This is a genomic window from Mesorhizobium sp. LEGMi-168a, from assembly GCF_058312955.1.
In genome coordinates, this window is sequence record NZ_JBZEGV010000007.1 from 21624 (window position 1) to 46043 (window position 24420).

A 24420-nucleotide genomic window follows, 5' to 3' on the forward strand; every position below is an offset into this window, starting at 1 on the left:
CTGAGATGTCGGCGGGACAGCGCCCCTCTCTGCCCTGCCGGGCATCTCCCCCACTTGGGGGGAGATTGGCTGTCGCCGCCGCTTTCGCCAATTTCCAACGCTGAAGACGGGTGGGAGGCGAAGCGCCCTCCGTTAGCCGTCGCCACCGCCGCCGCGGCGGCGGCAGCGCCAGTTCCAGTCGCGCTCGGGGCCGACGTCGACGTGGACCGATTCGGTGTGACAGTAGGTGCCGACGCCGCCGCGGCCAGGCATCGAGCGGACATAGCTCGCCAGCTCCCATTTCGAGACGCCGGGCAACTGGATGTCGGCGGCGGCGCAATACATGTGCAGCGAGTTCTTGGCGCCGTTGGCGCGGCGGTTGCGCGAGGGATCGCGATAGCCGGAGGTGACGATCATCTTGCGGCCGAAATGGCCCTCGATCGTCTTCAGCACGCGCACCAGCGACGGCTTGAGGCAGGCGACGTCGACGCTTTCGTTCTGCTTCAAGAGGCCGTTGGGGGCGAGCCTCGCCATGCCGGCGGCGGACGCCACCTGGTAGGAGCCGCCGCCTTCGTCCTCGTTGAGGTCGACGTCGCTCTCGTCGTCGATGCCGGACTTGCGCTTGATCTCGAACAGCGCCGTCTGGCGCACGCCGGGCAGGGCATCGGCGCCGGTAATGTGGCTGCCGCTGTCGTCACCGAGGGACGCCAGTTGCACCGGCTTGTCGCCCGGCGTCGCGGAGGCGAGCGTCACGATCGGCTTGGCCGGCGGCGGCGTGGTCTTGGCCTGGGCGGCGGGCTGGTCGCCTGAGCGCGCGTTGTTGATCAGCGGCGCGGGCGCCGCGGAAGCCGGCGTGGTGCTGAACAGCGAGGCGAACAGGCCCTTCTTCGGCGCGGCGATCGGCTGCTGCTGAGGCTCGCCGGCCGTCACATAGACGCCATTGCTCATATCTTGCGTTGTCGCCTGCGCTTTCGATGCGACCGCGGCGGCATCGCCTGCGGCGACCTTCTCGGCGGCGGCTTTCGTCTCGTCGGCCGTCTGCGCCGGCTGTGCCAACGGTTGCGGGGTGTTGCCTGCAATCGAGGTGGCGCCGTCAGGCACGGCGACGGCGGGGAACGCGGCGGCTCCAGGCCGTGTCTCCGGCACATAAGCAATCTTTTCCGGCAGCGGCTTGTCGTCCTCGCTCATCACGGTCGATGCCGCCTCTGGGGTGGCCGACGCCACCTGCGAGGTCGAATCGGCCGAAGCCGCGGACGTGGCGCTGGAAGCAGCGCTCATCTCGGTGGCGGTTGAATTGTAGGCCGGCGTGACGACCGACATAGTCGGGTCGCCGGTCGAGGTGCAGGAGGCCAGAAGCACGGAGAAAAGCGCTGCCACAATGCTGCGGCTTTCCCTTCGTGCAAGACGCCAACCTGCTGGTTTCAAAATAGAATTCCCCCTCAGCATCCGGTCCGTTCATCATCGCCGTGGCGCTCCAGTGCCCCTGGCGACGACCTCCTGTTCCCGAACCGGAAACGGGATATGCGTCAATCCGCAAGCCTCGGAATTATTGTGCGTCTGAAGGCGAACTGAGGCTGCGAAAACGATTAACGCCACCATTTCGCCCTGTTTTGGCAGCCCGTCAACTCACCAGACATTACAGTCCGTTACACACGCACCTTGACATAGGTGCCCGGCGCATCGCCCAAGGTTTTCATACGCTTGCCCGGTTTGCGGGCCGGCACATGCACATTGTCCTGGCTTTCGATCCAGTGCTGCCAGTGCGTCCACCACGAACCAGCATGCTCGTGCGCCCCAGCGAACCAGGTGTTGAAATCGCCCACCGGCTTGGCGCCGGTCCAGTACTGGTATTTATGCGCCGCCGGCGGATTGACGACGCCGGCGATGTGGCCGGAGCCCGCCATCACATACTCGACATCGCCGCCGAAATAGCGCGAGCCAAGGAACACCGAGAGCGCCGGCGCGATGTGGTCCTCTTTCGTGGCCAGGTTGTAGACCGGGATCGTGATGTCGGCCAGCGACACGGTGCGGCTGGCAAGCTCCATCGTGCCGCGCGAGAGATTGTTCTCGAGATAGCAGTTGCGCAGGTAGAAGGAATGGTTGGCCGCCGCCATGCGGGTCGAGTCGGCATTCCAGTAGAGCAGGTCGAAGGGCAGGGGATCCTTGCCGCGCATATAGTTGTTGATGACGTATGGCCAGATCAGATCGCCGGAGCGCAGCATGTTGAAGGCGGTGGCCATCTTGGTGCCTTCGAGGTAGCCCTTCTCGCTCATCGAGCGCTCGACCGCGGCAACCTGGTCCTCGTCGACGAAAACCTTCAGGTCGCCGGCATAGGTGAAGTCGACCTGGGTGGTGAAGAAGGTCGCCGATTTGATGCGGTGGTCGCCTTCCTGCGCCAGAAGCGCAAGCGCTGCCGCCAGCAGCGTGCCGCCGACGCAATAGCCGATCGAATTGACCTCCTTCTCGCCGGTCGCCTTTTCGACCATGTCGAGGCCGAATTGCAGGCCTTCGCGGATATAGGCCTCCCAACCCTTGGCGCCGTGGCGCTCGTCGGGGTTGATCCAGGAGATGACGAAGACCGTGTGGCCCTGCTCGATCGCCCAGCGGATGAAGGATTTCTGCGGGTTGAGGTCGAGGATGTAGTATTTGTTGATCCAGGGCGGGCAGACGAGCAGCGGGCGCTTCAGCACCGTCTCGGTCGCCGGATCGTACTGGATGATCTCGGCGACATCGCTGCGGCCGATGACCTTGCCGGGCGTGGTGGCGATGTTCTTGCCGATCTCGAACGGCGCGTAGTCCGCCTGGCGGAGCTTCAGGTCGCCCCTGCCGGCGGCGATGTCCTCGGCCAGCATCTTCATGCCGCGCACCAGGTTCTCGCCGTTGGAGGCGACGGTCTCGCGGAACAGCTCCGGATTGGTCAGGATGAAATTCGACGGCGCGATCGCGTTGGAGACCTGCTTGACGTAGAAGCTCGCCTTGTGGCGGGTGTGCTCGTCCAGGCCCTCGGCATGCTCGACGAGGTCCGAGGCCCAGCGCGAGGTGACGAGATAGGCCTGTTTCAGGAAATCGAAGAAGGCGTTGCGACCCCATTCCGGGTCCTGGAAGCGCTTGTCGCCGCGCTCGGGCTTGACTGCGTCTTCGGGGGCTTCGGCGTTGGGGCTGGCCCTCTGGATGGCGTTCGCCCAGACCGTCATGTAGCCGGCGAAGAGCCGCGTCTGCGCTTCCAGCGCGCGCTGGGGGTCGGCCAGCCAGTATTCCGAGAGCTTGGAGAAGGTCTTGACCATGTCGACCACGGGCTCGGCGACATGGTCGCGCACCTCGCCCTTCTCGCGCGGCTCAGCCCAGGCGGAGGCCGCCTTGCCGGCCTGCTCGATCATGCGCGCCATGTTCAACGCGAAACGCTCGGGGTCTTTCACCAGATATTGCTCGACGGTCGAAGGTCCGCCATTTTCCGCTTTGTCCGAATCGGGCGCTTTGGACATGGTTCGCGGGGTTCCTCCCGGAGCGTTTTCTTGACATATTATCATGGGACATCTGACCGGGTCCAACACGCTCTAACCCGGCTGCCAGGAAAACAATATGACGATTAATGTTGGCGGGACTTATTTTCTCGGCGTCGGTTCGATTTGCCGCATCGCCGTCGCGGCCGCGGTGCTGTGCGCGCCGTTGCTGGCAGGCGGCTGTACCAGCACCGGCAACGCCAACAGTTCGGCGCCGACAGCGCTGGCCGAGGGACCGAAGGACACCGGCTCCTATCCGAACCTCAACATTCGGCCTCAGGTGGCCGCCAAGCAACTCTCCAAGGAGGAGACCGCCGCCAAGCTCGGTGAGCTCAAGTCCGAGCAGCAGGCGCAGCTTGCCAAGGGCGGCGGCGCGAAACCAGCCCCCAATACCGCGGCGCTCAACACGCTCGCCAGAACGCATGGCGACGACACGCTGAAGCAGATCGAAGGCAAATGCGATCCCGCCCTCGACCCTAACTGCAATTAGGTTTATATCGCGCGCCGAATGCGCCCCCGTTTGATCGTCTGGAACTGAAATGGAAGAATTTCACAAGGTCCGCCGGCTTCCGCCTTACGTGTTCGAACAGGTCAACCGGCTGAAGGCCAGCGCACGCTCGCGCGGCGCCGACATCATCGACCTTGGCATGGGCAATCCGGACTTGCCGACGCCGAAGGCCATCGTCGACAAATTGTGCGAAGTGGTGCGCGACCCGCGCACGCATCGCTATTCCTCCTCGCGCGGCATTCCGGGCCTGCGCCGCGCCCAGGCGAACTATTACCAGCGCCGCTTCGGCGTGAAGCTCAACCCCGACACGCAAGTGGTGGCGACGCTGGGCTCGAAGGAAGGCTTCGCCAACATGGCGCAGGCGATCACCGCGCCCGGCGACGTTATCCTGTGCCCCAATCCGACCTATCCGATCCACGCCTTCGGCTTCATCATGTCGGGCGGCGTCATCCGCTCGCTTCAGGTGGAGCCCGATGACGGCTTCATCCCGGCGGTCGAGCGCGGCATCCGCCACTCGATCCCGAAGCCGCTGGCGCTGATCCTCAACTACCCGTCCAACCCGACGGCGCTGGTCGCCTCGCTCGATTTCTACAAGGACGTCGTCGCCTTCGCGAAGAAGAACGACATCATCATCCTGTCGGACCTTGCCTATTCGGAGATCTATTTCGACGGCAACCCGCCGCCTTCCGTGCTTCAGGTTCCGGGCGCGATCGACGTCTGCGTCGAGTTCACCTCGATGTCGAAGACCTTCTCCATGCCCGGCTGGCGCATGGGCTTCGCGGTCGGCAACGAACGGCTGATCGCGGCGCTGACCCGGGTCAAGTCCTATCTCGACTACGGCGCCTTCACGCCGATCCAGGTGGCGGCGGCGCATGCGCTGAACGGCGACGGCGCCGATATCGAGGAGGTGCGCGAGGTCTACCACAAGCGGCGCGACGTGATGGTCGATTCCTTCGGCCGCGCCGGCTGGACCATTCCTGCGCCCGCGGCCTCGATGTTCGCCTGGGCGCCGATCCCGGAACAGTTCCGCCAGCTCGGCTCGCTCGAATTCTCCAAACTGCTCATCGAGCATGCCGACGTGGCGGTGGCGCCGGGCATCGGCTTCGGCGAGCACGGCGACGACTTCGTGCGCCTGGCGCTGGTCGAGAACGAGCACCGGATCAGGCAAGCGGCGCGCAACATCAAGCGCTTCTTTGCCTCGACCGCCAAGCAGCCCAACAATGTTGTGCCGCTCACCGCGCGCCGCTGAGTTCACCGCACATTACACCGACCAATCTTTGAGGGGCGTCGCCGGACATGGCTGAAGCGTTGCGTGTTGGAATTGCCGGCCTTGGCACGGTGGGCGCCTCGGTGGCGCGCGTGCTCAACGAGAAGGCCGCCGAACTCACCCGCCAGTGCGGTCGCGACATCGTCGTCACCGCCGTTTCGGCGCGTGACCCGAAGCGCGACCGCGGCATCGATCTCAGCACCGCCAGGTGGTTCGACGATGCCGTCAAGCTGGCCGAATACGCCGATATCGATGTCTTCGTTGAGCTCATCGGCGGCGACGAGGGACCCGCGCGAGCCTCGGTGAAGGCGGCGCTCGAGGCCGGGCGCCATGTCGTGACCGCCAACAAGGCGCTCTTGGCCAAGCATGGCGTGCAACTCGCCGAGATCGCCGAGAAGAAGGGCGTGCTGCTCAACTACGAGGCGGCGGTGGCCGGCGGCATCCCGGTCATCAAGACGATGCGCGAGGCGATGGCCGGCAACCAGGTCACCCGCGTCTTCGGCATCCTCAACGGCACCTGCAACTACATCCTGACCCGCATGGAGGCCGAAGGCATCTCTTTCGACGCCTGCCTGAAGGACGCGCAGCGGCTGGGCTACGCCGAGGCCGACCCGACCTTCGACATCGAGGGCCACGACACCGCGCACAAGCTGTCGATCCTGACCAGCCTTGCCTTCGGCACCAAGATCGCCGCCAACGACATCTATATGGAAGGCATCTCCAACATCACCCAGGCCGACATCCGCGCGGCGGCCGAGCTCGGCTACCGCATCAAGCTGCTCGGCGTCGCCCAGCGCACCGACAGCGGCATCGAACAGCGCGTGCACCCGACCATGGTGCCGACGGCCTCGGTCATCGCGCAGGTGCACGGCGTCACCAATGCCGTGGCGATCGAGACCGACATCCTTGGCGAGCTTTTGCTCTCTGGTCCCGGCGCCGGCGGCAACGCCACCGCTTCGGCGGTGGTCGGCGACATAGCCGACATCGCCAAGAGCCGGCCGGGCTTCCAGCACGGGCCTGTCTTCGGCTGGCCGGCGAAGGAATTGAAGCCCTACAGGAAGGCGCAGATGCGCAGCCACGCCGGGGGCTATTTCATCCGGCTCACCGTGCATGACCGCATCGGTGTCTTCGCCGCGATCGCCAAGCGCATGGCCGACAACGACATTTCGCTGGAATCGATCGTGCAGCAGGCAGCCGGGCCGGAAACCGAGGCGCAGAAGACGGTCATCCTCGTCACCCACGAGACGACGGAAGCCGCGGTGCGCAAGGCGGTCGAAGGCGTCACCAAGGACGGCCATCTGACCGACAAGCCGCAGGTGATCCGCATCGAGCGGGCGGAATAACTCTGATTTGACTTGACGCATGTCTTCGGCCCGAAACCGGTTCCCACTTTCGGGAGACATGCTTGGTTACATTCCGCCTTCAATCGATTGATATTGCTGCCATTTCAAAAATTGCCGGGGCAAGTCTTGCCGTTGTCATGGAGCTTTGCCAGAAGAAGCGCGCCTCTGGCGGGAGGCGGGAGCAATTCCAGGAAAAGCGCTTAGCGGTTTTCCGCGCGGAATTGCTCGAAGCAACAGTCAACGAGGAATGCCTATCTATGAACATGGCCCAGAACATCGCCGCCGGTCTCGACCGGATCCTCACCATGGAAGTCGTGCGCGTCACCGAGCGGGCCGCGGTCGCGGCGGCCAGGCTGCGCGGACGTGGTGACGAGAAGGCCGCCGACCAGGTCGCGGTCGATGCCATGCGCCAGGAGCTCAACCGGCTCGCCATCAAGGGCACCGTGGTGATCGGCGAGGGCGAGCGCGACGAGGCGCCGATGCTCTATATCGGCGAAGAGGTCGGCACCGGCAAAGGCCCGGCCGTCGACATTGCGCTCGATCCGCTCGAAGGCACCACGATCTGCGCCAAGAACCTGCCCAATGCGCTGGCCGTCATCGCCATCGCGGAAAAGGGCAGCCTGCTGTTCGCGCCCGACGTCTATATGGACAAGATCGCCATCGGTCCAGGCTACGCCGAGGGCATCATCGACATCGACGCGCCGCCGGCCGAAAACATCGCCAACCTCGCCAAGGCCAAGGGCGTCGCGGTGTCCGACGTCACCGCCTGCATCCTCGACCGGCCACGCCACGCCAAGCTGATCGACGCCGTGCGCGCCACGGGCGCCGCGATCCGGCTGATCGGCGACGGCGACGTCGCAGGCGTCATCCACACCACCGATCCGGACGAGACCGGCATCGACATCTATCTCGGCACCGGCGGTGCGCCGGAGGGCGTGCTGGCCGCGGCGGCGCTGCGTTGCACCGGCGGCCAGATGCAGGGCAGGCTGATCCTCGACACGCCGGAGAAGGTGGCGCGCGCCGAAAAGATGGGCATTTCCGACCCGAAGCGGGTCTACCGCGCGCAGGACATGGCGCGCGGCGACGTGCTGTTTGCGGCGACCGGCGTCACCGACGGCAATCTGCTCGACGGGGTGAAGTTCGGCCGCACCTTCATCACCACCCACACAATCGTGCTGCGCTCGTCCTCGCGCACCGTGCGCGAGATCAAGGCGCGTCACCAGGATCTGGAAAAGTTTTGATTTTTGGCCTGCGTGGACCCTTTCGACGCAATTGCGGACGGAAGAGCGTCCACAGTTTCCTTTAATTGCCCGCTTTCCCGGAATTGCTCTGTACGTCGCATATTGATATCTGCCACAGGATGGTGTGCAGACGGCGCGTCGCATGACGGGCGAAAGACGGTTCTTCCTCGATGTCAGGCAGTCGGCGACCGGTGTCTCCTGGGAGCACCGGCTGACCGAGCGGCAGGACATGGCCGCTTTAGCCATCGCGCAGGGCCATGGGGTGCCGGACATCGTGGCGCGGGTGCTCGCCGGGCGCGGCGTGACGGTCGAGCAGACCGAGCGCTTCCTCGATCCGACCATCCGCGAGCTTTTGCCGAATCCTGCCTCGCTGACCGATATGGAAAAGGCGGCGGAGCGGCTGGCGGATGCGATCGCGGCCGGCGAAAAAGTGGCGATCTTCGGCGATTACGATGTCGACGGCGCAGCCTCGTCGGCGCTGCTGAAGCGCTTTCTCACGCATTTTTCGGTGCCGTCCGAAATCTACATTCCGGACCGCATCTTCGAAGGCTACGGCCCCAATCCGGAAGCCATGCGCGAGCTGATCTCGCGCGGCGCGAAGCTTATCGTCACGGTCGACTGCGGCACCAACAGCGCGGCTTCGGTCGAGGCGGCCAAACAAGCCGGCGCCGATGTCGTGGTGCTCGACCATCACCAGGTCGGCGGCGCGCTGCCGGCGGCCGATGCGGTGGTCAATCCGAACCGGGAGGACGATCTTTCGGGGCAGGGGTATCTTTGCGCCGCCGGCGTGGTTTTCCTCTGCCTGGTGCAGACGGCGAAGGTGCTGCGCGAGAAGTTGCCGAACGCCGCGCCGGTCGATCTGCTCTCGCTGCTCGACCTCGTCGCGCTGGCGACGGTGTGCGACGTGGTGCCGCTCACCGGCGTGAACCGCGCTTTCGTGGTCAAGGGGCTGCAGGTGGCGCGCCAGCAGAAGAATGAGGGGCTGGCGGCGCTGGCGCGGGTCTCGCGCATCGGCGAGCCGATCAACACTTTTCATCTCGCCTATCTGATCGGGCCGCGCATCAATGCCGGCGGGCGCATCGGCGATGCCGCGCTTGGCAGCCGGCTTTTGGCCACCGACGATCCGGTCGAAGCCGCAAGCATTGCCGAAACGCTGGACCGCCTCAACCAGGAACGGCAGCAGATGGAAATGGAGATGCTGGCGCAGGCGCGCGCCGAAGCCGATGCCGAGCTTGCCGGCGGCAGCGGTCCGGCCATCGTCGTCACCGCCAGCAACAGCTGGCACCCGGGCATCGTCGGGCTGCTGGCCTCGCGGCTCAAGGAGCATGCGCGCCGCCCGGCTTTCGCCATCGCCTTCAACGCCAACGGCATCGGCACCGGCTCGGGGCGCTCGGTCTCCGGTTTCGATCTCGGCCGGCTGGTGCGTGAGGCGGCCGAGGCCGGGCTGATCGTCAAGGGGGGCGGCCACGGCATGGCGGCCGGCATCACCGTCGAGCGCGCCAAGCTCGGCGCGCTCCGAGCCTTCTTCGAGGAGCGTGCGTCGGCGGACGTGTTCCGGTTGCAGAGCGAAGAAAGCCTGGCGATCGACGGCGCGCTTGCGGCCGAGGGCGCCACGCTTTCGCTTCTCGACGCGCTGGAGAAAGCCGGTCCGTTCGGCGCGGGACATATCGCGCCGGTGTTCGTGCTGCCGCGCCACAGGCTGACCGACGCACGACCGATCGGCACCAACCACATTCGCGCCGACCTGCAGTCGCAAAGCGGCGGCAACCTCCAGGCGATAGCGTTCCGGGCCGTCGATACCGCGCTCGGCGAGTTCCTGTTCAAGAACAGGGGCAAGACCGTGCATGTCGCCGGTTCGCTGTCGGGCAATTACTGGAACGGCAACCGTACGGTGCAATTCCGCATCACGGATGCCGCGATAGCTTGAACTTCGACTGGGGCTTCAGTTCAGGCGAGCACCGTCTGCAGCCGCGTCAATTCGCTGATCTGCGACATCGTCGCCTGATAGCCGAGGCGGATCGCCTCATCGGCGCGGTGGAACTCGGTCAGGCCGATGTGGCTGAGCTTCGGCTGCAGCGACATGTCAGGCGGATCGCCGGCGAGCCTGGCGCGTGAAATCCGGTCCTGGATGATGTTGAAGGCCTCGACCATGACGCCGGTGATGCCGAGCCGGGTCTGGTGTGGCTGGTACTGAGGATTGGCCTGGCCGGGACGCGGCGCGTCGTTCTCGATGACGAGTTCACCCGCGCTATGCTTGATCACCGCGGCGCGTCCGAACAGATCGTAGTGGAGGTTGACCGCCACGACGAGCGGCTGCTCATAGGCGCGGCAGACCGAGACCGGCACCGGATTGACCAGCGCGCCGTCGACCAGCACGCGGCCGTTGCAGTTCACCGGCTCGAAGACGCCAGGCAGCGCGTAGGACGCGCGCATGGCGGTGATCAGCGAACCTTTCGACAGCCAGATTTCGTGGCCGGTGCGGATCTCCGAAGCGACGGCGACAAACGGCTTCGTCAGGTCCTCGAAACGGATGCCGGCCATGCGCTCGCGCAGCCGCGCGTCAAGCTTCATGCCGCGGAACAGGCCGCTGCCGCGCAGATTGAGGTCGAGAAGCCCGAAGATGCGCCGCTTGGTCAGGCTTCTGGCGAACTCCTCAAGTTCGTCCAGCTTGCCTGCAATATAGCAGCCGCCGACCAGCGCGCCGATCGAGGTGCCTGCGATCATCGACACTTCGATGCCGGCTTCGTCCAGCGCGCGCAGCACGCCGATATGGGCCCAGCCGCGAGCGCAGCCGCCGCCGAGCGCCAGCGAAATGCCCGCCTTCTTCGCCGACTTCGGATCGGGCACGCCGCCGGACGATGCAGGGCCGTTGGCTTCCTGAACGTCAGGTCTGCTGCGCAATGACGCCCATTCGAGCATCATGATCTCCCCTTGTCCCTTATCCCTTCTACCACAAGGATGTTTGAGAATAGTGAATATGAGTGATTTGTGAATATTGAATGGTTCACACCGGCTTCCGATACGCCTCTTTCGCATCGAACAGCGGTTTGCTGCCGTCGTTGACAAGCGTCGCCTTGCCGTCGCTGAGCCCCACCGTCCGATAAAAGCAGGAACGTCTCCCGGTGTGACAAGTTGCGTCGTGGCCCAATACTTTGACGCTCAACCATATCGCGTCCTGGTCACAATCCGTGCGCATCTCGACGACGCTCTGGACATTGCCCGAGGTCTCGCCCTTCTTCCACAGCGCATTGCGCGAACGCGACCAGTAGTGCGCGATGCCGGTTTCCAGCGTCAGCGCCAGTGCTTCGGCGTTCATATGCGCGACCATCAAGAGCATGCCGTCGCCGGCGTCGGTGACGACGACGGTTACGAGGCCAGCGGCATCGAAGCGCGGAGAAAGGGCGGTGCCTTCCTCCAGCGCCTTCTTGTCTGCTGGAGCTTTGGGAAATTGTAGTGCCGACATCGCCGGTCCTTGTTCGATCTAAAGACGCCGATATTCACGGAGGCCGGCCTGCAAAAATGGCGGTTCCCGCGCCTCCGGTGCTCACGTAGATAAATACGCTCCGCTCCGGATATCGGAAACCACCATTTTCGACTCAGCCTACGCCTTTAGCAGGTGATGGCAGACGATCAGCTGCGCACCATAGTGACGAAGCGCACCTGTTCCTCGGGTGTGTCCTTGAAGACGCCGGTGAACGTCGAGGTGAGCGTGGTCGAGTCCTGCTTGCGGATGCCGCGCATGGCCATGCACATGTGCTCGGCCTCGATCATCACGGCGACGCCGCGCGGGTTGAGGACGTCCTGGATGACGCCGGCGATCTGCGCGGTCATCGCTTCCTGCGTCTGCAGGCGGTGCGCGAAGATGTCGACGACGCGCGCGATCTTGGAGAGGCCGACGACCTTGCCGTCCGGCAGGTAACCGACATGTGCCTTGCCGATGATCGGCACCATGTGGTGCTCGCAATGGGAGTGGAACTTTATGTCCCTGACGATGACGAGATCGTCATAGCCGGCCACTTCCTCGAAGGTGCGGCCAAGCTCTTCGGCCGGACACATGTCGTAGCCGTTGAACATCTCGCGGAAGGCCTTGGTGACACGCTTCGGTGTGTCGACGAGGCCTTCGCGATCCGGGTTGTCCCCGGTCCAGCGCAAAAGCGTGCGCACGGCGGCCTCGACCTCGGCCTCGCTTGGCCGGTCCGTGACCGGCTTCTCCATGTAGGAGGAAGGGGGCATGAGTTTCTTGATGACGGCATCCATAAAGGCGTCTCCCGTAGTCCCACTCAAAGGTGGGACGAGTTGAACGGACCACGACCTTTCGGGTGAAACTCGCCCGGTTTCCAGCCCGTAAGCGGCGTGAACAGATGAGCAATGACAATGGCTTGAGGTTGCCTTGTCGATGCCCGGCTGCCAGCATTATATATGCTCGTGCAGAGCGAAAGGAAGACGCAACAGCGGCAAACACTGTTCGCTCGGCGGCGACGGATTGGAAAAATATGATCGACGATGTCTACAATGCGAAAATTCTCGGCTTCGCCGGAAACATCGCGCGGATCGGCCGGCTCGACCACCCCGACGCGACCGCTCGGGCGCATTCCAAATTGTGCGGCTCGACCGTCACCGTCGACTTGAAAATGGACGGCGATGTGGTGACCGATTTCGCCCATGACGTGAAGGCCTGCGCGCTCGGCCAGGCCTCCTCCTCGATCATGGCCCGGCATGTGATCGGCGCGAACGCTAACGAGTTGCGCGCCGTGCGCGAGACCATGCTGAAGATGCTGAAGGAAAACGGCGCGCCGCCGGAGGGCCGTTTCGCCGACCTCAGATATTTGGAGCCGGTGCGCGACTACAAGGCGCGCCACGCCTCGACCATGCTGACCTTCGACGCGGTGGTCGACGCGATCGGCCAGATCGAGAAGAAGCGCGCCGGTCAGGCTGCTTGATCACAAGCGCCTAAACCGCTCCCCTAGTCGCGGCAAACTCGCCTCTTATCCAGTCGGCGAAAGCCGCGGCCGGCTCGGAAAGATCCTGCAAATTTCTCGCCACCAGCCAGTAGGCGCCCGACGCGACGTCGATGTCGAAAGGCTTGACCAGCGCGCCGGAGGCGAGCTCGTCGCCGATCTGCAAGAGATCGCCAAGCGCCACGCCATGGCCGAGCAGCGCCGCCTGCTTCGAGAGCGAGGCGTCGGCGAGCATCGGGCCGCGCGCGGGCACCGCGTCGGCCGCCACGCCGGCCGCTTCGAACCAGCGCGCCCAGCTTTGTCTGTTTTCCTCATGCAGCAGCGTGTAGTGGCGAAGGTCGACCGGCTTCTCCAGGGGAGGGCCGGCCGCCAGCAATGCCGGCGACAGGACGGGTGAATCGACCGTCGAAGCCAGGCGCTCGGCATCGCTGCGCGGCCACGAGCTCGCGCGCGGGCTGAAGCGCAAGGCAAGCTCGGGCTGGTCGCTGCGGAACTCGATCAATCTCGGATCGACGTCCAGGGAGACATCGATATCGGGCCGCAACTGGCGAAAGCGGTTGAGCCGCGGCACCAGCCAAACCGCTGCAAGCGAAGGTTCGACGCTGACGCGCACCACCGACTGCGCCGGCGATGTCGCCAACTCCGACAGCACCCGGTCGATGTCGTCGAAGCTTCTCACCAATTGGTCGAGCAGCCGGCGGCCGGCATCCGTCAGCTCGACGCGGCGGTGGAGGCGGAGAAACAGCGGCTGACGCAGGAAGGTTTCGAGTTCGCGGATCTGCCGGCTGATCGCCGCTTGCGAGACATAAAGTTCCTCGGCCGCGCGGCTGAAGCTCAAGTGCCGGCCGGCGGTTTCGAAGCTCCTGAGCGCCGTCAGCGGCAGCCGGCCACGCTTCATTTCGTATAACCTCAAGTTATTCGACGCGGAAATTATACTCGTTTGAGGACGAAGGCCAGCGGCAGTCTAATCGGTGCTCGAAGGAGACCTGCGATGAACGAGTTCCTGGCCATTTTGAACGACGTCATGCGGATCGCCACCTTTCAGTGGCGTGGCGAGGCCCCGCGCAGCCGCTGTTGCCATGACCATCCAGACTGTTCATTTCACGATGCGCCGCGGACAGACCGGCATCCCGCTCGCCGCACCAGGCCATGAGGGCAAAAGAACATTGCGTTCCGGGCCTGAAGCCCACATCTATCGTGCAGCGAAACACTGCGGAGCAGATTGGTTGGCTGACCATCATGGGCATATGCACAGCGCCCGGCCTATCCAGCGCGGGCGCAACTGGCCGGGACCCTGGCGCAAGACGCCGGGCCGTCTGCTTGGCACGTCGCTTGTGCGTCTCTATCAGCTGACGCTCTCCGGCTTCGTCGGCAACAATTGCCGGCACCTGCCGACCTGCTCCGAATACGCGCATGAAGCGATTGCCCGCCACGGCCTGTGGGCCGGCGGCTGGATGGCGCTGTTCCGGATCTCGCGCTGCGGGCCGTTCGGAACGCACGGCATCGACCGCGTGCCGGAGACGCTCGCCTCGCGCTATGTCTGGTTCATGCCGTGGCGCTACTGGCGGATTGGCAGGAAACGCGGCGACGCGGATGGCTGACCGCATCGTCGTCTCGAAGGCTGTGTTTACGATCCAGTAGGGTTAACATCAGCCTGCACAAACACTGCGAATTTGAGACAAAATCGAGACAAGACGCCTCGCTAAGCCGCTCTGCGTAATCCCTTTCCGGAGTGAGCTTCGATGCGCCAGATGGACCGCTATCCCTTCTTTATCGCCGTTATTTTGTTCCTTCTGGCTTTGATGCTCGGCCTGCCGATGCGGGCGCAATCGGCGCCGCTGAAGGACATCCACTGCACGCTGATCCAGGATTCGACGAGCGGCGCGACGCTTTACCAGGACGGTGTGTGCGACCAGCGCGTCAGCCCGGCGTCCACCTTCAAGGTGCCTCTGGCGCTGATCGGCTACGATGCCGGAATCCTGAGCGACCAGCACACGCCGAGCTGGGACTACAAGCCCGAGTTCAACGCGGTGAAGCGCGACCGAAAGACCGTCGACCCGACGATCTGGGAACGCGATTCCATCATCTGGTATTCGCGCGAGATCACGCGCCGGCTCGGCGCGAAAAGCTTCGCCGGCTATGTGTCGAAGTTCGGCTACGGCAACGCGGATGTCTCAGGGACCTCTGGCAAGAATGACGGCCTGACCAATTCCTGGGTGGATTCCTCGCTCGAAATCTCGCCTGTCGAGCAGACGGCGTTCCTGCGCCGGCTGCTTGCCGGCAAGATGCCGGTTTCGGCCAAGGCGCATGAGATGACAAAAACGATCATCCCGAGCTTCGAGGCCGGGGACTGGACCGTGCAGGGCAAGACCGGCAGCACAGCACTCGACAAGAACAAGCGCTCGCTCGGCTGGTTCGTCGGCTGGGGCGAGAAGGATGGCCGCCGTATCGTCTTCGCGCGGCTGGTTGTCGATGCCAAGCGCGGCGACATGCCGAAGGGCCTCGCGACAAGGGCGGCGTTCCTGAAGGACCTGCCGCAACTGGTGAAGTGATCCGGTTCAGACGCTTCGGCGGGCGCGAAGAATGTGCCCGCCGGAATTGTTCCGGCTAGGGGTAGGGGCTCTGGCAAAACGGGCGGCGATGGCGCTGCTCTCGAGATCCTCGATCTCGTCGAAGCCGAGGTCGTTGAGGGACTTTCTCAGTTCGCCGGGAACGAAGAAGCTGATCCAGGGTTCGCCGATAGCCGCGACACGCGCCGCGTAGAAGGCAAGCGCTGCCTGTCCGGCCGTATCGCGGTTCTCGGCCGGCTCACTGTAATCGAACACGACCTCCGAGCCGGGGATGCCGGCAATGTAGGACAGCGTGCCGAAGATCGCTTCGCGCGTCAGGTAAGGCACGACGCCGAGCCACATGAAGAAGCCTGCCTCGGCCGGCTTGAAACCGGCCGACGACAATTCTTCCGACAGAAGCTGGCGCTCGAAATTGACCGGCACAAATGTGGCGCCGCGCGGCTCCGAGAGGCCGGCATCGGCGATGAGCCGGCGCTTCCAGGCTTGCGTTGCCGGATGGTCGACCTCGAAGACCGCGAGGTCCGGGTACGGATTGCGCAGCGAAAATGTGTCGAGACCGGCGCCGAGCACCACGACCTGGCGAACGCCGCGCCGCACCGCCGCCGCCAGCCAATCCTCGGCGAGGCGGGCGCGCGCCGCAACGAACAGGCGCATGCGGCGGCCATGCTCGTCTTCCTGGTCGAGCTCCTGCGCGCCGGGCGCGGCCTCACCCAGAATTGCTGCCGCGTATGGATCGCGAAACAACGCGGCCTGCGGTGAAAACTGATGCAATGCCCGCAGGCGCGCGACGCGCAGGGCGGTTCGGCTGGGTGTGGCGTCTTCCATTCCGGTCATCCAAATCTGTCCCTGGATTATTCGCAAGCCTTCGCGACCAGCCTGCGACATCGCTGGCGACATTTCCTGACGGCCTCTTTACCTGACGCCATCCTGCCTCTAAAACCGCGCCCGCCGGCAATCGCCCGTGTGATTGGCGCCTCTGGTTAACCCTCTGCATGCTCAGCTCGACATGCATTTCACCACCCGCGCTCGTTTGCGGGACTGGATAGGAGAACTCTGATGCTGAATTCCGTTTCCCTGACGTTTCCCGACGGTTCGGTCCGCGAGTACGACGCGGCGATGACCGGCGCCGGCCTTGCCGAGTCGATCTCGAAGTCGCTGGCCAAGAAGGCCGTGGCCTATGCGATCGACGGCACCGTGCGCGACCTTTCCGATCCGCTCGGCAAATCCGGCAAGGTCGAGATCATCACCCGCGACGACCCGCGCGCGCTCGAGCTCATCCGCCATGACGCGGCGCATGTGCTGGCCGAGGCCGTGCAGGAGCTTTGGCCGGGAACGCAGGTGACCATCGGGCCGGTGATCGAGAACGGGTTCTATTACGACTTTGCGCGCAACGCGCCGTTCACACCGGACGATTTCCCGGCGATCGAAAAGAAGATGCGCGAGATCATCGCCCGCAACAAGCCGTTCACCAAGGAAGTCTGGTCGCGCGAGAAGGCGAAGAAGGTCTTCGCCGACAAGGGCGAGCGCTACAAGGTCGAGCTGATCGACGCCATTCCGGAAGATCAGGACATCAAGATCTACGCGCAGGGCGATTGGTTCGACCTCTGCCGCGGTCCACACATGGCTTCGACGGGTCAGGTCGGCAACGCCTTCAAGCTGATGAAGGTGGCGGGCGCCTACTGGCGCGGCGATTCCAACAACCCGATGCTGACGCGCATCTATGGCACCGCCTTTGCCGACCAGGCGCAGCTCGAGGCGTACCAGATGCTGCTGGAGGAAGCCGAGAAGCGCGACCACCGCAAGCTCGGCCGGGAGATGGACCTGTTCCATTTCCAGGAAGAAGGGCCGGGCGTCGTCTTCTGGCACGCCAAGGGCTGGAAGATGTTCCAGAACCTGGTCAACTATATGCGCCGCCGCCTCGACGAGCATGGCTATCAGGAAGTCAACGCGCCGCAGGTGCTGGACAAGAGCCTGTGGGAGACGTCGGGCCATTGGGGCTGGTACCGCGACGCGATGTTCAAGGTGACGGTCGCCGGCGATGATACCGACGACGACCGCATCTTCGCGCTGAAGCCGATGAACTGCCCCGGCCATGTGCAGATCTTCAAGCATGGGTTGAAGTCTTACCGCGAACTGCCCGTGAAACTTGCTGAGTTCGGCAATGTGCATCGCTACGAGCCATCGGGCGCGCTGCACGGGCTGATGCGTGTGCGCGGCTTCACCCAGGATGACGCGCATATCTTCTGCACCGAGGAGCAGTTGGCCGCGGAATGCCTGCGCATCAACGACCTGATCCTGTCGACCTATGCCGATTTCGGCTTCAACGAGGTCGCCGTGAAGCTGTCGACGCGGCCGGACAAGCGCGTCGGGACCGACGAGGCCTGGGACCATGCCGAGGCGATCATGAGCAATGTGCTGGAGACGATCCGCACGCGCTCGGGCAACCGCATCAAGACCTCGATCAATCCGGGCGAGGGAGCCTTCTACGGGCCGAAATTCGAATATGTGTTGAAGGACGCCATTGGCCGCGAATGGCAGTGCGGCACCACGCAGGTCGACTTCAACCTGCCGGAGCGGTTCGGCGCCTTCTATATCGGTTCGGATTCGGAGAAGAAGCAGCCGGTCATGGTGCATCGCGCGGTGTGCGGCTCGATGGAACGCTTCCTCGGCATCCTGATGGAGAACTATTCCGGCCATTTCCCGCTGTGGTTCGCGCCGCTGCAGGTGGTGGTGGCGACGATCACCTCCGATGCAGATGAGTACGCAATGAAGGTCGTCGATCGGCTGAAAGCGGCGGGCCTGCTGGCCGAAGCCGACCTGCGCAACGAGAAGATCAACTACAAGGTGCGCGAGCATTCACTGGCCAAGGTCCCTGTCATCCTCGTCTGCGGTAAACGTGAGGCGGAAGAGGAGACGGTCAATATCCGCCGTCTGGGTTCCCGCGATCAGGAGTCGCTGAAGCTCGCCGATGCGGTGAAATCGCTGACCGACGAGGCGGTCTCGCCGGACCGCAAGCGCCGCGCCGCGGCTTGATTTTCCTGAACCTCTCCTAAAGCGCGCCGCGCTGAAACGGATTCAGCACGACGCGCTTTAGGTCTTTGTTTTGATGCATGTCGTTTTCCCAAAACCGCTGCACACTTTTGGGCGACATGCATTGGAATGGCGGTGGCATGGTCCACCGCCATTTTCACATGCCTGTCACGCCAACCCTGTAACCGAGCCGCCATGCTCAAGCTGAAACTGCGGCAACGGCCGTTTCCCGAGCTCTCTTACGCCAACCAGCATCAGCCGGCGCTGACGCGGTGGTTCATCCATTCCGTCGAAGGCCTGTCGGGCCGCGACCGCTTCGCCGTGCTCTATGATTTCTGGCGCCGCCAAGTGGCGCCGACCGGGGAGCGCGTGTTCAGCCGCATGCTGGAGCTGATTGACGTCAAGGTGCGCAACGCGGGCCATTGGCCGCCGGTGAATTTACCGGACACGCCGCTGGTGATTGTCGCCAACCATCCGTTCGGCATCGGCGACGGCATTGCCGTCTTGTCGCTGGCCGAGCAGCTCGGCCGGCCGTTCCGGGTCATGATCCACAAGGATCTGCTCAGGATCCGGGAGATGGAAGCCTATTCACTGCCGATCGATTTCTCCGAGACCAAGGAAGCGCTGAAGAACAACATGGCGGTGCGTCACGAGGCGGTGCGGCTGTTGAAGGAAGGCGTCACCATCGTGGTCTTCCCGGCCGGCGGCGTCGCCACGGCGCCGAAAGGATTTGGCCGGGCGATCGACCTGCCGTGGAAGATGTTTCCGGCCAAGCTCATCCAGGAGGCCAGGGCCTCGGTCATCCCGATGCATTTCTCCGGCCAGAACGGCCGCCTGTTCCACCTGGTCAGCGGGCCGATGAACATGGCCGAGCGCGACAACCGTGTGGCGAAGTTCGTCGGCAAGGCATCGTTGACGCTGCGCACCTCCCTGCTCATCCGCGAGTTCGCGCGCCTGTCCGGCAAGGCGATCGAAGTGCGCATCGGCGATATTCTGAGGTGGAGCGAACTGGAGCCGCTGCGCGACCGCAAGGCGTTGCTCGACCGGCTTTACCGCGCTGTTTTCGACCTGGCATCGCCGGCCGCGCCGCGCGGACGCGTGCCGTTTCTGCCAAAGCGGATGCGCAAGGCGGCCTGACCGGCTGATATTAGTTGGCTTTCGCTGGTCAATATTTTAGCTATTGCTTGAATACTTAACAGATATTCATGCGACTGTAGCCAAACGGCCACAGTCATAGGTTGCACGATTTGCTATCAAAGGCTTGGGTTTGGGGGCAAGTCGATGAACATTGCGAAGACACTTGTGTTGACGAGCCTGGCCTTGGGCGCGCCAGCCTTCATCAATATGGGTTCCGCCAATGCGGGTGAGGCCACTCCGTCCTGGAGCGGTGCCTATATCGGCGCCAATGTCGGCTATGGCTGGGATTCGGGCAAGGTCGGTTTGTCGCCAAGCACGGATGTCCCGGAGCTGCAGGATTTCCTGGACGCCATCATCGCTTCCGGCTCCTTTCCTTCGTCCCTATCCCCTTCGGCCCAGGGTGTGATCGGCGGCGGTCAGGCTGGCTATAACTGGCAACTGCCATCCGGCTGGGTTGTTGGCATCGAGGCGGATCTGCAGGCCTCAGGCATCAGCGGGTCTAAGTCGGAAGTCAGGTTTCCGGAATTTTTCGACACGACAAGCACTAGTGTTGAAAAGAAGATCGACTGGTTTGGAACGCTGCGCGGGCGGGCAGGGTACCTCGTCGATCCGCAATGGCTTGTCTATGCAACGGGCGGCCTTGCCTTTGGCGAAACCAGCCTAAGCTACAGCGAGACCGACGTGACCTCCGGCTGTATTCCTGACGCAACCATCTGCGGCGATCATACAGCCTCCGGAACGCGCGCCGGCTGGACGGTGGGTGGTGGCGTCGAAACGATGCTGGCGCCAAACTGGAGCTTGAAGGCCGAATATCTTTACGTCGACCTCGGCAAGCGGTCGTTCACCGCAGCCACCAACACGCCGATCAATTTCAACGCGTCCGCCAAGTACCACGAGCAGACCGTGCGCATCGGACTGAATTATCACTTCGAGTAAACACCAAGGCGCCGGTTAGTCGGCGCCTTCTTCAGGATCGATGGCGGACGACTCGTTCGCGACAACCTCGATTTCCTGGTTCTGGCCGGCGACGACGGTAAAATCCTTCTGGTAGATGCGGTCGCGGTTCTTGGCGATGATGGTGTACTGGCCCTCGGCCAGCACCATCGAGGCGAAGGCGCCGACGGCTTCCTTGATCGGATCGCCGGATTCGTTGAGCAGCGACCAGGAGGTGTCGGCAATGGCTTCGCCGCCGGCCTCGCGCACCAGCTTCATCGTCATCTCGGCCGCGCGGTGCTCGACAGTGGCCTCCGTCAGCTTGCCGGCCTCGACGCGGATGTCGGAGCGGATCACGGCGTTGACCGCGCCATAGGTGGAGACGACGTGATAGGTGCCGGCATTCAGCCGCACCACCGTATCGGGCGCGACGTCGGGGGCGATCAGCGCACGGTCGCCATTGGCCTCGGCCTGGCCCTCATAGATCGCGAAGCGGAGCTTCTTCGGCGGGATATGCGCGCCGCCCGACGTCACGGCGTCGAGCTTCAGGCCGCCGGCGTCGAGGACAAGGCTTTCGCGCTTGGCATCCTTGCCGACGGTGATGCGCTTGGTGGCGCCGGCGCGCCCATAGGAGGCGTGGACAAGGTAGCTGCCGGGATCGAGCTGGAACACCGCCGTACCGCCATGTGCGGACGCCACCATGGGCAGCTTGCCGTCGCTGGCGGGCTCCGGCCTGAACACGCGCCAGACGATGCCGCGGCTGATGTCGGCGCCCTTGTCGGTCAATTGCGCGGAAAGCGTGATCGCGCCGCCGCTGCCGAGCGCCAGCGACCTCTCGCTCTTCGGCGTCGCGTAACTCGAAATGCCCGGCAGCTTGATGTCGCCGACGTCGTTGGCGTTCTGGGCCAGCGCAAACGAAACCGGCACCGCGAACAGCGCGGCGATGAGCCCGATCACGAAAAGGCGCAGAGTCCCCTCAAACATGCCTTGCGTTGAAGCCCAAGGCAGTGGCAATTTCAAGGCTCAAGAGCCCGCCGCGTCCCGCCAGGGCTCTTTATCCGGCGCATAATGCGCCATTGCCCGAGCCGCCCGACCTCCCGATGGCGTGCTTCAGCTCAAAATTGAATGTTTCTAGGAGACTTGCGCCCATGGCGTCGCCGATCATCGACTTCCTGCTGACCCGCAATTCCGCGCCTATACCCGACCTCAAGGAGCCGGCGCCGAGCGACGCGGAGATCGCCACGATGATCGCTGCCGCCTCGCGCGTTCCCGATCACGGCCGGCTCGAACCCTGGCGGTTCATCCTCTATCGCGGCGAAGCGCGGATCGAGATCGGCAAGAAGCTCGCCGCCCTTGCCGAGCAGCGTGAGGGGCCACTGCCCGAGGGGCGGCGCAACCAGGAGCTGGCGCGCTTCTCGCGCGCGCCGCTGGTGATCGGCGTGGTATCGGTGCCGAAGGAGAACCCGAAGATCCCGCAATGGGAGATGTTCCTGTCGGGCGCAATGGCGGCTATGAATCTGATGATCGCGGCCAATGCGCTGGGCTATGGCACCAACATGATCAGCAACTGGTATTCCGACGTCGCGGAGGGCAGGGCGATCCTCGGGCTGTCGCCGCAGGAGCGCGTCGTCGGCTTCGTCCATATCGGCTCATACCAGGGGCCGGCGCCCGAGCGGCCGCGGCCCGATCCGGCGAAGCTCTATGCCGATTACGCAGGGCCCTGGGGCGGCTAAGATGTTCTACGAGCCTTCGAAGGGCCACGGCCTGCCGCACGATCCGTCGAAAGCGATCGTGGCGCCGCGCCCCATCGGATGGATCTCGACGTTGAACAGGGCCGGCGAGATCAACCTCGCGCCCTATTCGTACTTCAATGCGTTTTCGACGCGTCCCTTCATCGTCTGGTTCTCATCCGAAGGCGCGAAGGACAGCGCCACCTTCGCCGAAGAGACCGGCGAATTCGTCGCCAATCTCGTCAGCCGCGAATTGGCCGAGAAGATGAACCGCACGGCTGTCGATGCGCCGCGCGGCGTCAGCGAGTTCGGCTATGCCGACCTCGCCATGGCGCCGTCGCGCCTCGTCGCGCCGCCGCGCGTGGCGGAAGCGCCGGCGGCGCTCGAATGCCGGGTGACGGAGATATTTCGGCCCCGGGCGCTGGACGGCACGCAAACCAGCGCCGTCGTCGTCGCCGGCGAAGTCGTCGGCGTCCACATCGACGATGCCTATCTCAAGGACGGCCAATTCGACATCGTCAGAGCCGGCAATGTCGCCCGGCTCGGCTATATGGACTACGCCAGCGTCAACGAGATTTTTTCGATGCGGCGGCCGCGCTGGCCAAAGGATTAAAGCGGATCGGCGACTGTTGTCGCCGGTCCGCTCCAAGCATTGGTTTATGCAATTCCGGACGGAAAACCGCTGCGCACTTTTCCTGGAATTGCTTTGGCGCGTGCTGTCATCACGGCGCGCACATAGCCGGGCTCACCGATGCGAATGCTGCCGTCGGGCAGGCCGAGGATGCGGTCGAGGGCGATCTCGTAGAGCCTGACGCGCTTCTCCAGGGCTTCGATCGCGATGTCCATGTCGGCATCGTTGCCGCTGGCGAACGCCTTGGCGATGACGTCGTGCGTGGCCATGCCGAATTGCATGACGATGTCGGCGACGCCTTCCGGGTCGAATGTGCGGAACGTGCCGTCCTCGACGCCTTGCCGGATGATCTCGACCAGCAAGGGCGAAAACGAGGCGCTGGCCGCCAGGTTGATGCGGTGGAACAGCACCAGGTTTTCCGGCCGGAACAGCGTCTCGAACAGCGCCCAGGCTTCCGCCGCGGTCTCGATCTTGGCCTGCCGCGATTTTGCGAGCAGGGCATTGAGCCGCCCGAGCGGATCGAGCGCCGGATCGGCGAGTATGTCCTGGACACCGGCGAGCGCCTGTTTGGCGAAGCGCTCGGCCAGCGCTTCCAGCAGGGCCTCCTTGGAAGGAAAATAGTGATAGAAGGCGCCCTTCGAGATGCCGGCGGCGGCAATCACGTCATTGAGGCTTGCTTTGTCGTACCCATGCGTCAGGAACAGGACCTGGGCATGGTCGAGCAGTTCTTCTCGCCTGAGTTCCGGGTGCTTGATGATACGTGGCATGGCGAAACCTTCTGCACGCGGCGACCGTTCTCGTCCAGATGCTCGAGTGCCGATAAAGCTTGAGAACAGACCATTGGTCGGTATAATAGACCACTGGTCGGATTCGACCAATAGCGGCGGAGCATGTCACGGAAGGTTGGGTCATGGTCTCGAAATTGGTTGTCCAGACATTCCTGTGGTTCGGCTTCATGGGCGCACTGATGTTTCTGTCGGCAGGCACGCTGCGCTGGACCGGAGCCTGGGTGTACATAGTCGTGATGGTCGCACTAAGCCTTACCATGGGTATGGCGCTTGCCCGGCGCGATCCGGGCCTGATGAATGAGCGCCTCCGCCCTCCGATCCAGAAGAACCAGACCGCGGCCGACAAAATATTGCTGAGCATATTGCTGCTCGGCATCTTCGGTTGGCTGGCCTTGATGGGGTTCGATTTCCGTTTCGGCTGGTCGCCGGTTTCCGCCTGGGTGCAAGTGATCGGCGCGCCGGTCCTGCTCGTCGGCATCTGGATCTGCTATCTCACGATGCTGGAAAACAGCTTCGCGGCGCCGGTCGTGAAGATCCAGGAAGAGCGTGGACAGCGGGTGATCACGACAGGGCCTTACAGCTACGTCCGCCATCCGATGTATGCAGGCGCCATACTCTATTTCGCCGGCACGGCGCTGCTGCTCGGATCCTGGTGGGGACTGGCATCGGTGCTTGTCTTCATCGTGCTGCTCGCCATCCGCACCTTCATCGAAGAAAAGACGCTCAGGACCGGGCTGCAAGGCTATGACGATTATGCGGCGAACGTGCGCTACAGGTTGATCCCGATGGTCTGGTAGCAGGCCGG

General features: G+C 64.0%; 23 protein-coding genes. 14 read left to right on the forward strand and 9 right to left on the reverse strand.

Annotation, left to right across the window (positions count from 1 at the left end; genetic code table 11):
* Window positions 1–132: 132 nt before the first annotated feature.
* Both AC4FWB_RS11910 and phaC read right to left on the reverse strand, forming a co-directional pair.
* Complete coding sequence (locus tag AC4FWB_RS11910; protein WP_491026206.1) at window positions 133–1425, reverse strand: YcbK family protein; 1293 nt, start codon at window positions 1423–1425, stop codon at window positions 133–135.
* Between the two features lie 200 nt (window positions 1426–1625).
* Entirely contained in the window at window positions 1626–3461 is a 1836-nt protein-coding gene (phaC, locus tag AC4FWB_RS11915) for a class I poly(R)-hydroxyalkanoic acid synthase (RefSeq protein ID WP_491026207.1), read from the reverse strand.
* 97 nt (window positions 3462–3558) lie between these two features.
* On the opposite strand from phaC, the gene AC4FWB_RS11920 reads away from it, so the two are divergent.
* The 5 genes from AC4FWB_RS11920 (at window position 3559) to recJ (ending at window position 9765) form a co-directional block, all read left to right on the forward strand.
* Entirely contained in the window at window positions 3559–3969 is a 411-nt protein-coding gene (locus tag AC4FWB_RS11920; RefSeq protein ID WP_491026208.1) for a hypothetical protein, read from the forward strand.
* Between the two features lie 49 nt (window positions 3970–4018).
* Complete coding sequence (locus tag AC4FWB_RS11925; protein WP_491026209.1) at window positions 4019–5236, forward strand: LL-diaminopimelate aminotransferase; 1218 nt, start codon at window positions 4019–4021, stop codon at window positions 5234–5236.
* A 47-nt stretch (window positions 5237–5283) separates the two neighbouring features.
* Complete coding sequence (locus AC4FWB_RS11930) at window positions 5284–6597, forward strand: homoserine dehydrogenase (protein WP_491026210.1); 1314 nt, start codon at window positions 5284–5286, stop codon at window positions 6595–6597.
* Window positions 6598–6854: 257 nt separating this feature from the next.
* Window positions 6855–7838 carry a class II fructose-bisphosphatase gene (gene glpX / locus AC4FWB_RS11935; RefSeq protein ID WP_491026211.1) on the forward strand — a complete coding sequence of 328 codons (984 nt, stop codon included), beginning with the start codon at window positions 6855–6857 and terminating at the stop codon, window positions 7836–7838.
* Between the two features lie 142 nt (window positions 7839–7980).
* Window positions 7981–9765, forward strand: a complete 1785-nt coding sequence (gene recJ / locus AC4FWB_RS11940) for a single-stranded-DNA-specific exonuclease RecJ (RefSeq protein ID WP_491026212.1) — start codon at window positions 7981–7983, stop codon at window positions 9763–9765.
* Between the two features lie 20 nt (window positions 9766–9785).
* Here recJ and AC4FWB_RS11945 read toward each other — a convergent pair whose 3' ends face one another.
* From AC4FWB_RS11945 to folE, 3 genes are all read right to left on the reverse strand, one after another.
* Window positions 9786–10757 (reverse strand): patatin family protein, encoded by a 972-nt coding sequence (locus tag AC4FWB_RS11945; protein ID WP_491026491.1) that lies wholly within the window; start codon window positions 10755–10757, stop codon window positions 9786–9788.
* Window positions 10758–10842: 85 nt separating this feature from the next.
* Window positions 10843–11301 (reverse strand): phosphoribosyl-AMP cyclohydrolase, encoded by a 459-nt coding sequence (gene hisI, locus AC4FWB_RS11950; protein ID WP_491026214.1) that lies wholly within the window; start codon window positions 11299–11301, stop codon window positions 10843–10845.
* A gap of 167 nt (window positions 11302–11468) precedes the next feature.
* Window positions 11469–12095 (reverse strand): GTP cyclohydrolase I FolE, encoded by a 627-nt coding sequence (gene folE, locus AC4FWB_RS11955; RefSeq protein WP_192243790.1) that lies wholly within the window; start codon window positions 12093–12095, stop codon window positions 11469–11471.
* Between the two features lie 236 nt (window positions 12096–12331).
* Between folE and AC4FWB_RS11960 the strand changes: the two genes are divergently transcribed.
* Entirely contained in the window at window positions 12332–12778 is a 447-nt protein-coding gene (locus AC4FWB_RS11960; RefSeq protein WP_491026215.1) for an iron-sulfur cluster assembly scaffold protein, read from the forward strand.
* A gap of 10 nt (window positions 12779–12788) precedes the next feature.
* Here AC4FWB_RS11960 and AC4FWB_RS11965 read toward each other — a convergent pair whose 3' ends face one another.
* Window positions 12789–13694, reverse strand: coding sequence for a LysR substrate-binding domain-containing protein (locus tag AC4FWB_RS11965; protein ID WP_491026216.1), 906 nt, complete (start codon window positions 13692–13694; stop codon window positions 12789–12791).
* A gap of 328 nt (window positions 13695–14022) precedes the next feature.
* Here AC4FWB_RS11965 and yidD point away from each other — a divergent pair, with 328 nt between their 5' ends.
* Window positions 14023–14397, forward strand: a complete 375-nt coding sequence (gene yidD, locus AC4FWB_RS11970; protein ID WP_491026217.1) for a membrane protein insertion efficiency factor YidD — start codon at window positions 14023–14025, stop codon at window positions 14395–14397.
* Between the two features lie 141 nt (window positions 14398–14538).
* Entirely contained in the window at window positions 14539–15348 is an 810-nt protein-coding gene (gene blaOXA, locus AC4FWB_RS11975; RefSeq protein ID WP_491026218.1) for a class D beta-lactamase, read from the forward strand.
* A 6-nt stretch (window positions 15349–15354) separates the two neighbouring features.
* On the opposite strand, the gene AC4FWB_RS11980 is transcribed toward blaOXA, so the two are convergent.
* Complete coding sequence (locus AC4FWB_RS11980; protein WP_491026219.1) at window positions 15355–16200, reverse strand: SAM-dependent methyltransferase; 846 nt, start codon at window positions 16198–16200, stop codon at window positions 15355–15357.
* 222 nt (window positions 16201–16422) lie between these two features.
* Here AC4FWB_RS11980 and thrS point away from each other — a divergent pair, with 222 nt between their 5' ends.
* From thrS to AC4FWB_RS11995, 3 genes are all read left to right on the forward strand, one after another.
* The gene (gene thrS, locus AC4FWB_RS11985; RefSeq protein WP_491026220.1) at window positions 16423–18399 is read left to right on the forward strand and encodes a threonine--tRNA ligase; all 1977 of its coding nucleotides are present in this window, start codon (window positions 16423–16425) and stop codon (window positions 18397–18399) included.
* A gap of 192 nt (window positions 18400–18591) precedes the next feature.
* Window positions 18592–19533, forward strand: a complete 942-nt coding sequence (locus AC4FWB_RS11990; protein ID WP_491026221.1) for a lysophospholipid acyltransferase family protein — start codon at window positions 18592–18594, stop codon at window positions 19531–19533.
* Window positions 19534–19677: 144 nt separating this feature from the next.
* Window positions 19678–20469, forward strand: a complete 792-nt coding sequence (locus AC4FWB_RS11995) for an outer membrane protein (RefSeq protein WP_491026222.1) — start codon at window positions 19678–19680, stop codon at window positions 20467–20469.
* Window positions 20470–20484: 15 nt separating this feature from the next.
* On the opposite strand, the gene AC4FWB_RS12000 is transcribed toward AC4FWB_RS11995, so the two are convergent.
* Window positions 20485–21450, reverse strand: a complete 966-nt coding sequence (locus AC4FWB_RS12000; protein ID WP_491026224.1) for an RgsD C-terminal domain-containing protein — start codon at window positions 21448–21450, stop codon at window positions 20485–20487.
* A 164-nt stretch (window positions 21451–21614) separates the two neighbouring features.
* Here AC4FWB_RS12000 and AC4FWB_RS12005 point away from each other — a divergent pair, with 164 nt between their 5' ends.
* Window positions 21615–22199: a nitroreductase family protein gene (locus tag AC4FWB_RS12005; protein ID WP_491026226.1), complete on the forward strand. Its 585-nt coding sequence runs from the start codon at window positions 21615–21617 to the stop codon at window positions 22197–22199.
* 1 nt (window position 22200) lies between these two features.
* A complete protein-coding gene (locus tag AC4FWB_RS12010; protein ID WP_491026228.1) occupies window positions 22201–22809 on the forward strand; it encodes a flavin reductase family protein in 609 nt (202 codons plus the stop codon).
* Between the two features lie 44 nt (window positions 22810–22853).
* On the opposite strand, the gene AC4FWB_RS12015 is transcribed toward AC4FWB_RS12010, so the two are convergent.
* A complete protein-coding gene (locus AC4FWB_RS12015) occupies window positions 22854–23594 on the reverse strand; it encodes a TetR/AcrR family transcriptional regulator (RefSeq protein ID WP_491026229.1) in 741 nt (246 codons plus the stop codon).
* 143 nt (window positions 23595–23737) lie between these two features.
* On the opposite strand from AC4FWB_RS12015, the gene AC4FWB_RS12020 reads away from it, so the two are divergent.
* The gene (locus AC4FWB_RS12020) at window positions 23738–24412 is read left to right on the forward strand and encodes a methyltransferase family protein (RefSeq protein ID WP_491026230.1); all 675 of its coding nucleotides are present in this window, start codon (window positions 23738–23740) and stop codon (window positions 24410–24412) included.
* Window positions 24413–24420 lie beyond the last annotated feature (8 nt).

What these genes read in the sequence shown, in the direction of transcription:
- phaC (WP_491026207.1), bottom strand. Translation starts at nt 3,461, where the DNA reads ATGTCCAAAGCGCCCGATTCGGACAAAGCGGAAAATGGCGGACCTTCG.
- thrS (WP_491026220.1), top strand. Translation starts at nt 16,423, where the DNA reads ATGCTGAATTCCGTTTCCCTGACGTTTCCCGACGGTTCGGTCCGCGAG.
- blaOXA (WP_491026218.1), top strand. Translation starts at nt 14,539, where the DNA reads ATGCGCCAGATGGACCGCTATCCCTTCTTTATCGCCGTTATTTTGTTC.
- AC4FWB_RS11960 (WP_491026215.1), top strand. Translation starts at nt 12,332, where the DNA reads ATGATCGACGATGTCTACAATGCGAAAATTCTCGGCTTCGCCGGAAAC.
- AC4FWB_RS12010 (WP_491026228.1), top strand. Translation starts at nt 22,201, where the DNA reads ATGTTCTACGAGCCTTCGAAGGGCCACGGCCTGCCGCACGATCCGTCG.
- AC4FWB_RS11980 (WP_491026219.1), bottom strand. Translation starts at nt 16,200, where the DNA reads ATGACCGGAATGGAAGACGCCACACCCAGCCGAACCGCCCTGCGCGTC.
- AC4FWB_RS11930 (WP_491026210.1), top strand. Translation starts at nt 5,284, where the DNA reads ATGGCTGAAGCGTTGCGTGTTGGAATTGCCGGCCTTGGCACGGTGGGC.
- folE (WP_192243790.1), bottom strand. Translation starts at nt 12,095, where the DNA reads ATGGATGCCGTCATCAAGAAACTCATGCCCCCTTCCTCCTACATGGAG.
- AC4FWB_RS12015 (WP_491026229.1), bottom strand. Translation starts at nt 23,594, where the DNA reads ATGCCACGTATCATCAAGCACCCGGAACTCAGGCGAGAAGAACTGCTC.
- AC4FWB_RS12005 (WP_491026226.1), top strand. Translation starts at nt 21,615, where the DNA reads ATGGCGTCGCCGATCATCGACTTCCTGCTGACCCGCAATTCCGCGCCT.
- AC4FWB_RS11990 (WP_491026221.1), top strand. Translation starts at nt 18,592, where the DNA reads ATGCTCAAGCTGAAACTGCGGCAACGGCCGTTTCCCGAGCTCTCTTAC.
- AC4FWB_RS12000 (WP_491026224.1), bottom strand. Translation starts at nt 21,450, where the DNA reads ATGTTTGAGGGGACTCTGCGCCTTTTCGTGATCGGGCTCATCGCCGCG.
- recJ (WP_491026212.1), top strand. Translation starts at nt 7,981, where the DNA reads ATGACGGGCGAAAGACGGTTCTTCCTCGATGTCAGGCAGTCGGCGACC.
- AC4FWB_RS11920 (WP_491026208.1), top strand. Translation starts at nt 3,559, where the DNA reads ATGACGATTAATGTTGGCGGGACTTATTTTCTCGGCGTCGGTTCGATT.
- AC4FWB_RS12020 (WP_491026230.1), top strand. Translation starts at nt 23,738, where the DNA reads ATGGTCTCGAAATTGGTTGTCCAGACATTCCTGTGGTTCGGCTTCATG.
- AC4FWB_RS11995 (WP_491026222.1), top strand. Translation starts at nt 19,678, where the DNA reads ATGAACATTGCGAAGACACTTGTGTTGACGAGCCTGGCCTTGGGCGCG.
- AC4FWB_RS11910 (WP_491026206.1), bottom strand. Translation starts at nt 1,425, where the DNA reads ATGCTGAGGGGGAATTCTATTTTGAAACCAGCAGGTTGGCGTCTTGCA.
- AC4FWB_RS11965 (WP_491026216.1), bottom strand. Translation starts at nt 13,694, where the DNA reads ATGAAGCGTGGCCGGCTGCCGCTGACGGCGCTCAGGAGCTTCGAAACC.
- AC4FWB_RS11945 (WP_491026491.1), bottom strand. Translation starts at nt 10,757, where the DNA reads ATGCTCGAATGGGCGTCATTGCGCAGCAGACCTGACGTTCAGGAAGCC.
- hisI (WP_491026214.1), bottom strand. Translation starts at nt 11,301, where the DNA reads ATGTCGGCACTACAATTTCCCAAAGCTCCAGCAGACAAGAAGGCGCTG.
- glpX (WP_491026211.1), top strand. Translation starts at nt 6,855, where the DNA reads ATGAACATGGCCCAGAACATCGCCGCCGGTCTCGACCGGATCCTCACC.
- AC4FWB_RS11925 (WP_491026209.1), top strand. Translation starts at nt 4,019, where the DNA reads ATGGAAGAATTTCACAAGGTCCGCCGGCTTCCGCCTTACGTGTTCGAA.